The 15342-nt window shown below is 70.4% G+C and carries 13 protein-coding genes and 1 pseudogene; all 14 read right to left on the reverse strand.

The window, feature by feature from the left end:
- Window positions 1-10 precede the first annotated feature (10 nt).
- A complete protein-coding gene (locus AB0H32_RS20750) occupies window positions 11-1288 on the reverse strand; it encodes an MlaD family protein (protein WP_361122418.1) in 1278 nt (425 codons plus the stop codon).
- Window positions 1285-2565, reverse strand: a complete 1281-nt coding sequence (locus tag AB0H32_RS20755; RefSeq protein WP_361122421.1) for an MCE family protein — start codon at window positions 2563-2565, stop codon at window positions 1285-1287. Before AB0H32_RS20755 ends, AB0H32_RS20750 begins: the two co-directional genes overlap by 4 nt.
- Window positions 2562-3686 carry an MCE family protein gene (locus AB0H32_RS20760; RefSeq protein ID WP_361122424.1) on the reverse strand — a complete coding sequence of 375 codons (1125 nt, stop codon included), beginning with the start codon at window positions 3684-3686 and terminating at the stop codon, window positions 2562-2564. Before AB0H32_RS20760 ends, AB0H32_RS20755 begins: the two co-directional genes overlap by 4 nt.
- Window positions 3683-4663, reverse strand: coding sequence for an MCE family protein (locus AB0H32_RS20765; RefSeq protein WP_361122449.1), 981 nt, complete (start codon window positions 4661-4663; stop codon window positions 3683-3685). The genes AB0H32_RS20760 and AB0H32_RS20765 overlap by 4 nt, the downstream gene beginning before the upstream one ends.
- Window positions 4664-4848: 185 nt before the next feature.
- Entirely contained in the window at window positions 4849-5886 is a 1038-nt protein-coding gene (locus AB0H32_RS20770; protein ID WP_361122427.1) for an MlaD family protein, read from the reverse strand.
- Entirely contained in the window at window positions 5883-7127 is a 1245-nt protein-coding gene (locus AB0H32_RS20775; protein WP_361122429.1) for an MCE family protein, read from the reverse strand. The genes AB0H32_RS20770 and AB0H32_RS20775 overlap by 4 nt, the downstream gene beginning before the upstream one ends.
- Before the next feature lie 5 nt (window positions 7128-7132).
- Window positions 7133-7936 carry an ABC transporter permease gene (locus AB0H32_RS20780; protein WP_361122432.1) on the reverse strand — a complete coding sequence of 268 codons (804 nt, stop codon included), beginning with the start codon at window positions 7934-7936 and terminating at the stop codon, window positions 7133-7135.
- Between the two features lie 3 nt (window positions 7937-7939).
- Window positions 7940-8710, reverse strand: a complete 771-nt coding sequence (locus AB0H32_RS20785; RefSeq protein ID WP_361122434.1) for an ABC transporter permease — start codon at window positions 8708-8710, stop codon at window positions 7940-7942.
- Complete coding sequence (locus AB0H32_RS20790) at window positions 8707-9654, reverse strand: ABC transporter ATP-binding protein (protein ID WP_361122437.1); 948 nt, start codon at window positions 9652-9654, stop codon at window positions 8707-8709. Before AB0H32_RS20790 ends, AB0H32_RS20785 begins: the two co-directional genes overlap by 4 nt.
- Before the next feature lie 120 nt (window positions 9655-9774).
- Entirely contained in the window at window positions 9775-10803 is a 1029-nt protein-coding gene (locus tag AB0H32_RS20795; RefSeq protein ID WP_361122440.1) for a sigma-70 family RNA polymerase sigma factor, read from the reverse strand.
- Between the two features lie 54 nt (window positions 10804-10857).
- A complete protein-coding gene (locus AB0H32_RS20800; RefSeq protein WP_361122452.1) occupies window positions 10858-11847 on the reverse strand; it encodes a lytic transglycosylase domain-containing protein in 990 nt (329 codons plus the stop codon).
- A gap of 174 nt (window positions 11848-12021) precedes the next feature.
- Window positions 12022-12441, reverse strand: a pseudogene (locus tag AB0H32_RS20805) (response regulator transcription factor); the annotation flags it as partial.
- 317 nt (window positions 12442-12758) lie between these two features.
- Complete coding sequence (gene adh / locus AB0H32_RS20810) at window positions 12759-14282, reverse strand: aldehyde dehydrogenase (RefSeq protein ID WP_361122443.1); 1524 nt, start codon at window positions 14280-14282, stop codon at window positions 12759-12761.
- Between the two features lie 55 nt (window positions 14283-14337).
- Window positions 14338-15342 (reverse strand): GAF domain-containing protein (locus AB0H32_RS20815; RefSeq protein WP_361122446.1); only part of this gene is annotated, 1005 nt, incomplete at its 5' end.

Genomic DNA, 15342 nt, shown 5'->3' on the forward strand with positions numbered 1-15342 from the left:
AACCTCACGTTCACGCCATGGGTCCGACGAGCAGCCATTGCCACGACTCCTTTCCGAACACCGTCTGCTGGCCGCCCGACGAGCCGATCTCGACGGGCCTTCCGTCCGGGCCGGTCGCGATGCCGGTCTCCGGGTCGTAGGGCGTGACGTACGCCGTCTGGTTCGCGCCGCCGGACGCTGCCTGCGCGCCGGGGGCGTTCTGCGCGCCCCGCACCGACGTCCTGCCGCCGCGTGGGGCCGTGCAGCGTGCGTCGGTGTTCGCCTCGCGTGTGCTCGTGTCGGCGGGATCTCGCCGTGTCGTGCCGTACCCCTGGGTGCACGGTGGCGGATCGTCGGCGTTCACCACCAGCCCGAAGTGGGTGGTGCCGTCGCCCGGGACGACCGTGTAGCTGCCCGACACCAGTGCCGGGAAGGTGACGAGGGACTGCTCCACGCCGGGCAGGTGGGCCAGCGTGACCTGGCCGCCGCTGATCAGGTTGGCCAACAGGACCGACAGCCGGGGCCCGGTCGACTTCAGCAGCGAGTCGACCTCCTGCGCGGCCGGCGTGGCATTGCCGATCAGGTTGCGCAGGTCCTCGTCGCTCGACTTCAACCGGGCGGTGAGCGCCGCCAGGTCGTGCGCGAACGACTTGATGGACGAACCTTGGTCCGCCTGCGTCTTGAGGACCTTCCGCGAGTCCTCGATCAGTGAGATCGTCTCCGGCAGCGACTCGGACGCCGACTCGACGAGCGCGTTGCCCGAGTCCACCATCCGGCTCAGGTCCGGGCCGGTGCCGGAGAAGGCCTTGCCCAACTCGTCGACGGTGACGCGGAGATCGTCCTTGCCGACCGAGTTCACCAGCCGGTCCAGGCTGAGGACCAGGTCCGTGGTGGGCAGCGGCACGCGGGTGCTGCCGCGCGGGATGGTGCTGCCGTCCAGGAGATACGGACCCTTGGACGTACGCGGCTGCAGATCCACGTACTGTTCGCCCACCGCCGAACGGTTCGCTACCACGGCAAGGGTGTCCGCCGGGATGCGTGGTGCCCCGTCGTCGATGTCGAGGGCGACCGAGACGCCGTCGGCGCCGGTCAGCCGCAGCGTGCCGACGCGGCCCACGGGCACCCCGCGGTAGGTGACCTCGGCGCCGGGGAAGACGCCCCCGGAGTCGGCGAAGTCGGCCCGCACCGTGTAGCCGCGGTCCAGGACGTCGTCCACCAGGCCGGTGTACTCGGCGCCGACGTACGACACCCCGACGGCGCTGACAGTGGCGAAGGCGAGCAGCTGCGCCTTGACCATGCGAGTGATCACGCCTGGACCCCCTTCAGCATCAGCTCGGCGAGCGCGAGGTCGATCCCCTCGGGCGGCTTCGCGCCGGCGGTGTAGTTGCTGGTGCAGACCGGCGGGCACAACGGCCCGCCGCTCCCGCCACCGCCCGAGGGAGCCGACGGCACCGAGGGCGACGACGGCAGGCTCGGTGTGCTCGGCAGCGCGGTCGGCGCCGGGATGCTCGGCAGGTCCGGAAGACGCGGTACGTCGGGGCCACCGGGCGTCCGGGAGCCCCCCTTGCCCCGCCCGGAGTTGCCGTCGGTCACGTTCCCGTAGAGGTCCGCCAGGTCGAGGTCGGCGGTGATGCGGAGGTTGACGTAGTCGCCCTTGACGGCGTCCACGGCGTTGCGCGGGAACGGGTACGTGGTCAGCAACTCAAGGGAGTTGGGCAGGTCATTGCCCGACTTGCTCAGCTGTTGCAGGATCGGCCGGAGACTCTTGAGGTTCGCGACCGTGTCGTCGTGCGAGGCGGTGACCACCTTGGTGCCCGTCTTGCCGAGCTTCGACAGGGCGGTGAGCATCTTCGTCAGATCGCGCCGCTGGCCGGCGAGGACCTTCAGCGCGGGCGGCATCGTGTCGACGGCCCTGGCGATGGTCCTCTTCTCCTTCCCGAGTCGCCCCGCGAGCCGGTCGACGGCCTTGATCGCGTGGACGATGTCCTTGCGCTGATCGTCCAGACCGCCGATGAACGTGTTCAGCTCCTTGAGCAGGGACCGGACCCGGTTCTCCCGGCCGTCGAGGGCCTTGTTCAGCTCCACGGTGATCGTCTTGAGCTGGGCCACCCCGCCGCCGTTGAGCAGGGCGGACAGCGCGGACAGCACCTCCTCGACCTCCGGGTTGCGGCCGCTGCGGGACAGCGGGATGCGGTCGCCGTCGCGGAGCCGGCCCACGGCCGCCGTGCCGGTCGGGGCGGCCAGCGCCACGTACTTCTCGCCGAGCAGACTGGTCTGCCGCAGTTCGGCGACGGCGTTGGCGGGCAGCCTCACCGAGTCGGCGACCCGCAGTCGTACGCGTGCGTGCCAGGCGTCCAGCTCCACCTTCTCGACGGCGCCCACGGTGACGTCGTCGACCTTCACCGCCGACTGCGGCACCAGGTCGAGGACGTCGCGGAACTCGACGGTGACGTGGTATGCGTGGCCGTCCGCGGCGGCTCCGCCGGGCAGCGGGACGTCGTACCAGCCGTTGAACTCGCAGCCTGACAGCAGCAGCGAACCGACCGCCGCCCAGGCGAGAGCGCCGCCCTTGCGCCGTACGCTCATGCGCTCGCCCCCAGGATCCCGCCGAGCGTCCGGTCGACCGGGCCCGTCACCGCAGAGCCCTGCGACGGCTCGGGCAGAGAGTCGAAGAGGTCCTTCAGTTCCTTGCAGTCGGGGTTCTTGCCGCCCTCGTCGCCGGTCGTCTTCAGCACGGAGCACAGCAGTGCGGCCGGGTCCTGTGCCTGCTGGGCGTTGTTGCGGGTGTCGAGGGTGCCGGCGGACGGGTTGTAGGCGTTGTTCAGATTGGACAGGCCCGTGGGTGCCACCCGCAGGAGCTCGTCGAGAGCGGCGCGTTGGGTGACGAGCACCTTGGTCACCTTGCTGAGACCCTTCACGTCCGTGGTCAGCGACTTCTTGTTCTTCTTCACGAAGGCGGACACGTCGCCGAGCGCGGTCCCCAGGTTCGTGAGCGCGTCCGCGAGGTCCTTGCGCTCGCCCGCGAGCTGGTTGGCGACCTTGGCGAGGCTGGTGTCGAACGACCGCACGCTCTTGTCGTCGGCGGCGAGTGCCGCCGTGAACACCTGCAGGTTCCGCACCGTGCCGAACAGGTCCCTACGGCCGTCGGACAGCGTCGTGACCGCCTGCGAGAGGTCGTGGACCGACTGGTTGAGGTTCTCGCCCTGGCCGTCGAGGTTGTCCGCGCTCACCCCGAGCAGCCGCGACAGGGAGCCGTCCTTGTTGGCGCCCTGGGGGCCGAGCGCGTCGGCCGTGGTGTGCAGGCTGTCGAAGATGCGGTCCAGTTCGACGGGCACGGCCGTGCGCTCCTCGGGGATGACGGCACCGCTGCGCAGCACGGGACCTTTCCGGTACACCGGCAGCAGTTGTACGTAACGATCGCTGACCACCGAGGAGTTGATGATGGTGGCCTTGGCGTCGGAGGGGACCTTGCGCCCTGCGTCGTACTCCATTTCCACCCGCACCCGGTCGCCCTCGGGCTTGATCTTCTTGACCTCGCCGATGCGCACGCCGAGGACGCGGACGTCCGAGCCGGGGTAGATGCCGACGGTGCGCGGGAAGTACGCGGTGACGTGCACCGGCTCGGGCCGCGGCCACAGCACGTAGGTGACCGCGGCGACGAGGGCCGGCGCGGTGAGCAGGGCCAGGGGTCTCTTCAGGCTCTTCACTGCGTGTCTCCTGTCCGCGGCGCCACCGGAGCGGCGACCAGGTTCTGGACGTAGGAGTCGAACCAGCGGCCGTTGCCGAGGGTGTTGGTGAAGACCCGCACGTACGGCGCGAGCAGCTTGACGCTCCGGTCGAGGCTGGACTGGTTGCGTTCGAGCATCTGCACCACACCCTTCAGCCCTTGGAGTGCGGGCCCGATCTCCTTGGCGTTGTCGTCGACCAGGCCGGAGAGTTCGATGCCGAGCGCGGCGGAGGTCTTGAGCAGCTTGTGGATGGCCTGCCGCCGCCTGCTGATCTCCGTGAACAGCTTGTCGCCGTCCTTGACCAGGGCGGTGAAGTCCTCGGAGCGGTCGGCCAGCACGCTCGTGGTGCCGTTCGCGTGGTCGAGGAGTTCGCTCAGGGCCTTGTCGCGCGAGGCCACCGTCCGGGAGATCCTCGACAGCCCTTTGATGGACGCGCGCACTTCGGCGGGCGAATCCTGGAAGGTGGTGGAGATCGTGTCCAGGGCCTTGGCCAGCCGGTCGGTGTCGACCTTCTCCGACGTGGTGGTCAGGTCGCTGAACGCCTGCACGACGTCGTACGCCGAGACCGTCCGCCCCAGCGGAATCTCGCTGCCGGGCTTCAACTGCCCCGGCCCCTTGGGGCGCAGCGCGAGGTACTTCGCGCCGAGGATCGTCTTGACCCGGATCGACGCGCCGGTCTCGGTTCCGAACTTCGGATCGCTCTCGACCTTGAAGATGACCTCGACGTGATCGCCGTCCAGGTCGACGTCGTCGACCTTGCCGACCTTCACCCCGGCGATCCGCACCTCGTCGCCGGGCTTGAGGCCGCCCGCCTCCGAGAACGCCGCACGGTACGTCCTGCCGCCGCCGATGAACGGCAGACTGTCGGCGTTGAACGCGGCCACGGTCAGCAGAGCGAGGACGGTGAGGCCGACGGCACCGATCACCACGGGGTTCCGCTCGCGGAACGGGGTCAGGCGGGGACGGCGGATCCGGATGCGCGGCAGCTTGGGTGGCTCCACGCGCACCTTGAACAAGGGCTGCGGGCGTGGCGCCCTACGCGGAAGCAGCCGTATCCTCGGCAGCCGTATCTTCGGCAGCTTCGGCGGGTCGACGCGGACCTTGAACAGCGGTTCCGGGCGGTTCTTGCGGGACATGCGGGTCACGAGCTGCACCTCGCCCTCGCCACGTGCAGGTCGGGAGCGAGCACCTGCTTCGTCTTCGGGAGCACGATCCGGCCGTCGAAGTCGCAGAGGTAGAAGTTGAACCACGAGCCGTAGGACGCGGCTCCCGTCAGTGCGTTGAGCTTGGTCGGCAGCCGCTTCAGCACGCCCTCCACGGTCTTGTCGTTGTCGTTCAGTGTTCCGGTGAGATCGGTCAGCCCGGCGATGTCGTCCTTCAGCGGCGGCCGCACGTCCTTGAGCAGCCCCGAGGTGGCCTCCGTCAGGTCGCCTATGCCCACCAGCGACTCCCCGATGGGTTTGCGGTCGGCGGACAGACCGGAGATCACCCGCCGCAGCTGCTCGAGCAGCCCGGAGAAGCGGGTGCCGCGCTTGTCCAGCGTCTCCAGCACGGAGCGCAGATTGTCGATCACCGAGCCGATCAGCTTGTCACGGTCGGCCAGCGTCGTGGTGAGCGAAGCGGTGTGGACCAGCAGGCTGTTGACTGTGCCGCCCTCGCCCTGCAGCGTCTTGATGATCTCGGTGGCGAGCTGGTTGACGTCCTGTGGGCTGAGCGCGGCGAACAGCGGTTTGAAGCCGTTCAGCAGCGCGTTGAGGTCCAGCGCGGGCTGTGTGTGCGACAGCGGGATGGTGGCGTCGGGCTTCAGCCGGGTGCCGTCGCCCGCGCCCTCGGTCAGCGCGACGTACCGCTGCCCGACCAGGTTCCGGTAGCGGATGACCGCGTGCGTGCTGGTGAGCAGCGGCCGGTCCGCGCCGGCGGTGAAGGCGACTTCCGCCCGCGTGCGGTCCTTGATCCGGATGCCTTCGACCTCACCGACCCGTACCCCGGCGACCCGGACGTCGTCCCCCTTCTCCAAGCCGGTGACATCGCTGAAGACGGCGCGGTACGTGTGCTCGGGGGTGAAGGAGAGGTTGACGATGGTGGCGGCGAGCAGCGCCGTCGCCAGGATCGTCACCAGCGCGAAGAGGCTGAACTTGATCAGCGGGGCGGCGGTCTGCCGGGCGCCTGTGCTCCTCATGCGACGCTCACCGCCGTTCCGCGCGCCATCGGCCCGAACAGCAGCGTCGCGACCGGTGGCACCTCGTCGGCGGGCACGCCCATCACCGGCGACACGAGCGAGCCCACGGCGTGCTGCTCGGCCCGGGTGGCGGAGACACCGGGCGGACCGGTCGAACTTCCCTTCTTCGAACCGTCGTTGAGGTGGACTCCCGGCGCAGGCACGGAAGGACGGGGCAGATCACGGCAGTTGGGCCCCGACCGGTCGGCGTAACGGGGCTCCTCACCGGGCCCGTAGGCCCCCTGCTGGCGCACCACCTCGAGCGTGATGTGCATCTTTCCGCCCCGGAACGCCTGCTCGGAGGCCTGCTCCTCGTGGACCAGGCCGGCGAGGAGGCAGGGGTATTCGGGCGAGTAGCGGGCGAAGAGCGCCAGCGTCGGGCGGGAGACCCGGCCGAGGGTTATCAGCCGGTCGCCGTTTGCATGGAGAAAGCCGTCAGCGGTGGCCGCCACGCCGGCCGTCGTGGTGAGCGCGGACGCGATGCGGTCCCGCTGCTCGACCAGGGTGCGGCTGGTGGTGATGGTGTTGCGCAGGATGTCCATCAGGTCCGGCGCCGCGTCGCCGTACACCTCGGCGACGTCGGCCAGGCGGGCGAAGTCCTCGGTGAGGGAGGGCAGATGAGGGTCGAGGCGGTGCAGATAGGCCTCCACACGTGTGAGGTTGTCGCCGATCCGGTCGCCGCGCCCTTCGAGGGCGGTGGCGAAGGCGGAGAGTGTGGCGTTGAGCCGGCCGGGCTGCACGGTCCGCAGCAGCGGCAGCAGGTCGTTCATCAGCTGCTGGAGCTCGATGCCGACGCGTGTGCGGTCCTGGGTGATGACGTCCCCGGCGCGGATGGGACGGACCGACGAGGATGCGGAGTGCGCGGGCGCGACCATGTCGACGTACTTCTCGCCGAACAGCGTCTTGGGAAGCAGGCGCGCCTGTACGTCGGAGGGTATGTCGGCGACGTACTCCGGCTTGAGCGCGATGTCGAGCGTCGCCTTCTTCCCGTCGGCGCGCACCCCGCGCACCTCTCCGACCAGCAGCCCGCGCAGCTTGACGTCGGCCCCTGGGGCGAACTGGTTGCCGAGGCTGCCGGCTTCCAGCTTGATCCGTACGGCCGGGGTGAACACCTGCTGGTACACGGCGACCGACAGCGACAGGAGCAGAGCGAGTACGGCGATGAACACCACGCCGTACAACCGCAGTCTCAGCATCCGCATACGGTTCACCCCGCGATCCTCACGGTCGTGTTGGCGCCCCAGATCGCGAGCGACAGGAAGAAGTCAAGGACGTTGATCGCCACGATCGAGGTCCGCACGGCGCGGCCCACCGCGACGCCGACGCCCGCCGGGCCGCCGCTCGCGTAGTAGCCGTAGAAGCAGTGCACCAGGATGATCAGGACGGCGAAGACCAGCACTTTCCCGAAGGACCACAGCACGTCGACCGGCGGCAGGTACTGCTGGAAGTAGTGGTCGTAGGTGCCCGCGGACTGCCCGTAGTAGCCGGTGGTGATGGTGCGGGCGGCGAGGTACGAGGACAGCAGCCCGATCACGTACAGCGGGACGACGGCGACGAAACCGGCGATCATCCGGGTGGTCACCAGGAACGGCAGCGAAGGCACGCCCATCACTTCGAGGGCGTCGGTCTCCTCGCTGATCCGCATCGCGCCGAGCTGGGCGGTGAATCCCGCGCCGACCGTGGCGGACAGCGCGAGTCCCGCCACCAGCGGGGCGATCTCCCGGGTGTTGAAGTACGCCGACAGGAACGCCACGAAGTTGGACGTGCCGAGCTGGTTGAGCGCGGCGTACCCCTGCAGACCCACTTCCGTGCCGGTGAAGAACGAGAGGAAGGCGATCACGCCGACCGTGCCGCCCACGACGGCGAGGGCACCGCGCCCGAAGCTCACCTCGGCGAGCAGCCGCAGGATCTCCTTCTTGTAGCGGCGAAGGGTGCGGCCCGTCCATGCGAGCGAGCGCCCGTAGAAGGACAGCTGGCTGCCCAGCTCCTCCAGACTCTTCAACACTGCCATGCCTCAGCCCCTCTGCGGGACGACCTGGAAGTACACCGCGGTCATCACGAAGTTCGTCACGAACAGCAACATGAAGGTGATCACCACCGACTGGTTCACCGCGTCACCCACGCCCTTCGGCCCGCCCTTCGCCGTAAGTCCCTTGTACGAGGCGACGACGGCCGCGATCGCCCCGAACACCAGCGCCTTGATCTCGGCAGCCCACAGGTCCGGGAGCTGGGCGAGGGTGGTGAAGGATGCCAGGTAGGCGCCGGGCGTGCCGTGCTGCAGGACGACGTTGAAGAAGTAGCCGCCGGCGACACCGACCACCGACACCAGGCCGTTGAGCAGCACCGCCACCACCATCGACGCCAGCACGCGTGGCACGACCAGCCGGTGGATCGGGTCGATGCCCAGGACCTGCATCGCGTCGATCTCCTCGCGGATCTTCCGCGCCCCGAGGTCCGCGCAGATCGCCGTCCCGCCCGCGCCCGCGATCAGCAGCGCGGTGACGATCGGCGACGCCTCCCGCAGTACCGCCAGCACCGAGGCGGCCCCGGAGAAGGACTGGGCGCCGAGCTGCCTGGTCAGGCTGCCGATCTGCAGTGCGATCACCGCGCCGAAGGGGATGGACACAAGGGCCGTGGGGAGGATGGTGACGCTCGCGACGAACCAGGCCTGCTGGATGAACTCCCTTGCCTGGAACGGCCTTCGGGGCATGGTCCGGACGACGTCCAGCGCCATCGCGAACAGGTTCCCCGAGTGCCGCAGCGCTCCGGTCGGTGACAGTCTCATACGTCGGCCACCGCCTTCCGGCGACGCAGCTCGGCCTCGCGCCGGGCGATCGCTTCCCAGCGGGGCGGTCGGGTGATGCCCGGCCCCGGCAGCAGACGGGGAGTCAGCGCCTGGCTGCCGGGGGTCTGTGTCGCGTTTCCGTCGCGGAGCGCGGCCAGTTCCTGCTCGACCTGCGCGGCGTCCTTCTCCTCCGCCATGCCGATCGGGCCCTGCATCCGGCCGTTCAGGAACTGCCGGACGACCGGCTCGTCGCTGGTCAGCAGCTCCTCGCGCGGCCCGAACATGACCAGCTCGCGCCGGAAGAGCAGCCCGATGTTGTCCGGGACCTGGCGAGCCGAGGCGATGTCGTGCGTGACGATCAGGAAGGTCGCGTCGATCTGGGCGTTGAGGTCGACAATGAGCTGGTTGAGATAGGCGACGCGTACGGGGTCGAGGCCCGAGTCGGGTTCGTCGAAGAGGATGATCTCGGGGTCGAGGACGAGGGCGCGGGCGAGACCGGCCCGCTTCCGCATCCCGCCGGAGATCTCGCCGGGCAGCTTCCCCTCCGAGCCGATCAGCCCGACCATGTCCATCTTCTCCAGCACGATGCGCCGGATCTCGCTCTCGGACTTGCGGGTGTGCTCGCGCAGTGGGAAGGCGATGTTGTCGTACAGGTTCATCGAGCCGAACAGGGCGCCGTCCTGGAACAGCACGCCGAACAGCTTCCGCACCTCATAGAGCTCGTGCTCGCGGAGCCTGGTGATGTCACGCCCCGCGATCTTCACCGAGCCGCGGTTCGGCTTCAGCAGTCCCACGAGCGTCTTGAGGAAGACCGACTTGCCCGTACCCGAGGGGCCGAGCATGACCGAGACCTCCCCGGCGGGCAGGGTCAGCGATACGTCCTGCCAGACGACCTGGTGACCGAAGGACTTGGTCAGCCCTTCCACACAGATCTCGACACCCATCCGGTCCACCTTTCGGCCCGTGGAGCAGCTCCGACATCTGCTCTACGGGGAGAGGCGGGGGGTCCGTCGCGGGGAAGGCGGATTTTTTTCCGGAGGACGTGCGGCAGGTCTACGGCAGGTCTACGGCAGGGCCGTCGGCGTCGGTACGACGACCGGGACGGACGGCGTGCCGGAGGCCTCCGGGACGGCCGGCAGTGTCGTCGGGACCGTGGACGCGTCCCGCAGACCGGGGAGGCCGGGCACGCTCGGCAGGTTCGACACGCTCGGGACCTCGGGAACGGCCGGCACCGATGACAGCGAGGCCTCCGGCAGGGGCGGCACCGATAGCGGCAGCAGCGACCGGTCGTGGGCACCGGTCGAAGGCGTCGCTTTGGCAGCCGGCGAGGCGGCCGACAGCTCGCGGGCGTTCGGGGCGGGCGCCCGGTCGGGGCCGTCGGACCCCGCGGTCTCGGTGGTGGCGTCCGACACGGGGGACGCGGCGGGCCGGGGGACCGTGTCCGGCCGGCCCCCGTCGAGGACGTACGGCAGCACGAATCCCGCCACCGCCAGGGTTGTCGCCGCCGACGTGGCTGCCACGGCCTGCGCCTTGCCGCCCGCCCGCAGGCGCCCGCGCCCGATCATGAACAGCGCGAACCCGAGCGTCCCGGCGAGCGAGGCGCGCAGCGTGCGCCGGGCACGGGCAAGGAGGGATTCGACGGTCCGGTAGCTCAGTCCCATCCGGACGGCGACCTGGCTCACGTCAAGGTCCTCGGACTTCAGCCGCAGCGCCTCTGCCTGGCGGGCGGGCAGCTCCCCGCTGCGCCGGGCCAGCCACCTGGCCTCGGCCCGGTCGCACACGGCCTCCTCGATCGGCACCGGTCCGGGAGCGACCAGCGACGGGCTGGTGCGGACCTCTGCCTCGCGGTTGACCTGCCGGTAGCGGTCCACGCACAGCCTCATGGTCACCGTCGTCAGCCAGGCGGCGAGCCGCTCGTCGTCCAGGTCCGGCCGCTCCGCCGCGCGCAGCATCGCCTCGTGCACCGCGTCCTCGGCGTCCTCCTGGCTCATCGACCTGCGCCGGGCCACCTTGAGCAGCTGCTCGCGGTGGCTCCACATGCGCTGCCAACGGTCGTCGGCGGCTTGTATCTCCGCATGCATGTCCGTCGCCATGAGGGCCCCTTTGCGCTCACCCGCCGGTCTCGTCCCGTCCGGCGGGTGGCGACATTACCGCCCGGTAGCCGCGGCTGTGGAGGGGGCGGAGGCCATCGAGTCCCCGTTGTTACTGGTCAGCGGACCGCCGCTCGGGAGCAGGTCGTCGGTGGGCAGGGCGACAGACGGGGTGGGTACGGGAACCAGGGGTTCCGCGGTTTTCCCGCCCGCCGGAAGGGAGTTGGAGGGCGTCGGCGAAGCAGGGGAGGACGGTTCCGGCGACGGTGTGGCCCTCGGGCGAGGCGACGGCGTCGGCTTCGGCCGCGAGGGTCCGGGCCGGGGCGAGGGCCGTACCGGCGTCGCGGCGGAGTCGTCCGCAACCACCCCGTGACCTTCCAGGAAGTATGTGTACCAGGCCCTGACCGTGCGCAGATACGCCGCCGAGTGGTTGTAGCCGAGAATCGCCCCGTCCAGGCCGGCGGGCCGGGACATGTCCCTCCCGCCCGCGCACAGATAGCGCCCGGTGGCGAGCGCAGCGTCGAACACGTTGTCCGGGTCGTTCCGCCCGTCGCCGTTCCCGTCCGCGCCCCAGCGGTCCCAGGTCGACGGTATGAACTGCATCGGCCCGACCGCCCGGTCGTACATCGCGTCTCCGTCGTACGCGCCACCGTCGGTGTCCCGTACGACGGCGAAGGCGCCGCCGTCCAGGCGCGGACCCAGGATCGGCGTGACGGTCGTGCCGTCCGCGGTCACCCGGCCGCCCTGCGCCTGCCCCGACTCCACCTGGCCGATCGCGGCCAGCAGCTGCCACCTGAGCCGGCAGCCGGGTGTCGTGCGCGCGAGTTCCGCCTCGGCGTGCCGGTACGCGGCGAAGACGGTCGCGGGCAGCGCCGCGCCGCCCACCGAAGCCTTCTTTCCCCTCCGGACCCGCGCCGGCGGCGGAAGCTCCGTGCGGTACGGGGTGTCGCCGGACACGCTCGTCCCGTGTCCGGCGGGCCGCTCCACCGGTGCGGCGGCCCTCACCGGGGCGGCACCCGGCGCCTGTGACGCGGTCAGCGCTGCCATCGCCGCCGCCGCGATCACCGTACCCCTGGCGCCCCTGACCATCTGCCCTGCCACGTCGCGATCCCCTCCCTGTGGGTTGCTGTCGGCTGCTCTACGTGGGAGGGCGGCGCGTCCGTCGGAATGACTCCTGGTGCCGGGAAGGTCCTTGAGCGAGGCCGGTGGAGGTGACGGCCCTCACCGCAGCCGATAGCCCACGCCCGTGACCGTTTCCACGGGCGTGGGCTCTCCGAGCTTGCGACGCAACGGGCGGATCGTGACGCGGAAGACCGTGGTGAAGGTGTCGACGTTCTCGTCCCAGACCCGCTCCAGCAGTTCCTCGGCGGAGACCGGTGCCCCCTAGGCCCGGAGAAGCTCCTCCAGCACGGCGAACTCCTTGCGGGAGAGCACGATGTACCGGCCGTCAGGCAGGTCTCACGGAACTGGGCATCCTCGGGTACCGGCGTGTTCCAGCACGGGCGGCGCGGCGGGACGGGAGCGCCGCCGCAGTGCCCGGATCCGGGCGACCAATGCGGCGAAGGCGAGGGGCTTCGGCAGATAGTCGTCCGCTCCCAGACCGAGTCCCGCGACCCGCTCCGCTGCGGTGATGGAGGCCGACCCCGCCGAGTGCGCGCGCCGAGCAGGGCAAAGCATCCAGGTCCTCTTCCGCTACTGCGACAAGTTTTTGGCCGAAGCGCGGAACCATGCGAACCGGCTGATCGAGGCGTCCATGCAGCGTTGGGAGGCGCCGATGAGCGACGCGGAGGGCGACTTAGCGGGACCTCGGCCCGGAAATAGCCCGGAACTTCCGGTCAGAGCTGGGAGACCAGTAGGAGATATCGGAGGTAAGGGTGCATCTCGACTTGCCGCTTGGTTGTGCGTCGCGAAGGGCGCCTGACGGCCATCTGGACTGGTCAGACGCCCTTTTTCTGCGCCTAGAAGAAGCCCAACTTCTTCGGCGAGTACGACACCAGGAGGTTCTTCGTCTGCTGGTAGTGGTCCAGCATCATCTTGTGCGTCTCCCGGCCGATTCCGGACTGCTTGTAGCCGCCGAACGCCGCGTGGGCCGGGTAGGCGTGGTAGCAGTTCGTCCACACGCGGCCCGCCTGGATCGCGCGGCCCGCGCGGTAGGCCGTGTTGATGTCCCGGGTCCACACGCCCGCGCCGAGGCCGTACAGCGTGTCGTTCGCGATCTTGATGGCGTCGTCGAAGTCGCCGAACGAGGCGACCGAGACGACCGGGCCGAAGATCTCCTCCTGGAAGATCCGCATTCGGTTGTCGCCCTCGAAGATGGTCGGCTGGACGTAGTAACCGCCCTTCAGCTCGCCGTCGTACTCGACGCGTTCGCCGCCGGTGAGGATCTTCGCGCCCTCCTGCCGGCCGATGTCCAGGTAGGAGAGGATCTTCTCCAGCTGGTCGTTGGAGGCCTGCGCGCCGATCATCGTGTCGGTGTCGAGGGGGTGCCCCGGCTTGATCTGCCGGGTGCGGGCCACGGCCGCCTCGAGGAAGTCCGCGTAGGTGCCGCGCTGGACGAGCGCCCGGGACGGGCAGGTGCAGACCTCGCCCTGGTTGAGCGCGAACATCGTGAAGCCTTCGAGCGCCTTGTCCCGGAAGTCGTCGTCGTGCGCCCAGACATCGTCGAAGAAGATGTTCGGCGACTTGCCGCCGAGTTCCAGGGTGACCGGCTTGATGTTCTCCGAGGCGTACTGCATGATCAGCCGCCCGGTCGTGGTCTCCCCGGTGAAGGCGACCTTCGCCACCCGCGGGCTGGACGCCAGCGGCTTGCCCGCCTCCACGCCGAAGCCGTTGACGATGTTCACCACGCCCGGCGGCAGCAGGTCGGCGATCAGGCTCATCCAGTAGTGGATGGACGCCGGGGTCTGCTCGGCCGGTTTGAGGACGACCGCGTTGCCCGCCGCGATCGCCGGGGCGAGCTTCCAGGCGGCCATCAGGATCGGGAAGTTCCACGGGATGATCTGCGCGACCACCCCGAGCGGCTCATGGAAGTGGTACGCCACCGTGTCGTCGTCGATCTCGCCCAGCGAACCCTCCTGCGCGCGGATGGCGCCCGCGAAGTAGCGGAAGTGGTCGATGGCGAGCGGAATGTCGGCGGCCAGCGTCTCTCGCACCGGCTTGCCGTTCTCCCAGCTCTCGGCGACCGCGAGGGGCTCGAGGTGGGCCTCCATCCGGTCGGCGATCTTCAGCAGGATGTCGGAGCGCTCCGTCACCGACGTACGACCCCACCCCGGCGCGGCCTCGTGCGCCGCGTCCAGCGCCCGCTCGACGTCCTCCGCCGTGCCGCGCGCGATCTCGGTGAACGGCTGCCCGTTCACCGGCGACGGGTTCTCGAAGTACTGACCGCGTATCGGCGGTACGTACGCGCCGCCGATGAAGTGGTCGTAGCGCGCCTGGTAGGAGACGATCGCGCCCTCGGTGCCGGGCGCCGCGTAACGGGTCATGCTGGTCTGCCTCCCGGTGAAGCGCTGCCCGCCGTTGGGCAGCTCCGGCGCGAGGCTAGGCGTGCGGACGTTGCAAGTACGTTGCGTGGCCGGCCGGCGGAGAAGGCGGGCCGGTCGGTACGGCCAGCTCGGCCTCCAGTGCCGCGAGCCGTGCCCGCACCGGCGCCGTGGGCCGCACCGCGGCCAGAGCCCGCCATACGTCCAGGTCGTCCTCACCCCAGGGCGCGTGTGCCCAGTCGGCGAGCAGATCGGGGTCCCCGTGGGCGATCAGGGCCGCGCGCAGCCCGTCGGCCAGGCGGTCCCGGAGCCGTGTCACCGCCGGGGCCTGCGAGCCCGGCAGCAGCGGGCCGGTGTACGCCTCCACCGCCGCCACGAGCGCACCCGCCTCCAGCCGTCGTTCCACCACGTCGGCGTCGGACTCCACCGCAGCCGTCAGCCGGTACGGCCGTGACGCGAGCAGCCCAGGTGCCAGCAGGCGCCGCAGCCGCGCCAGTTCGGCCCGCAGCGTCACCGGGGTCACCGATTCGTCCGCGTACAGTGCGCACAGCAGTTCGTCGCCGGTCAACCCCTCGGGATGGCGGGCCAGGAGCATGAGAATCTCGCTGTGCCGGCGGCTGAGCCTGATCCGTCGTCCGCCCAGGCGCACCTCGGCCTCGTCGCGGCCCAGCGCGCTCAGCACGGCAGTGTCCCCGGCAGGCCGGGACGGGACGAGCAGCGTGAGCTGCGACTCGGCGGCCCGCGCCACCGCCCGCACGAAGCCCAGACTGTGCGGGTGCGCCAGCCCGTCGCCGCCCGTGATGTCGACGGCGCCGAGGACCCGCCCGGTGTGCGGGTCGTGCACCGGCGCGGCCGCGCAGGTCCACGGCTGCACCCGCCGTATGAAGTGCTCCGCCGCGAACACCTGCACCGGCCGGTCCAGGGCGACCGCGGTGCCCGGAGCGTTGGTTCCGACCGCCGCCTCCGACCAGCGCGCGCCCGGCACGAAGTTCATGCCGTCCGCCCGCCGCCGGGTCGCCGGGTGCCCCTCGACCCACAGGAGCCGGCCGTGCGCGTCGCACAC

This window comes from Streptomyces sp. NPDC020362, from assembly GCF_040642095.1.
Classification (GTDB): Bacteria; Actinomycetota; Actinomycetes; order Streptomycetales; family Streptomycetaceae; genus Streptomyces.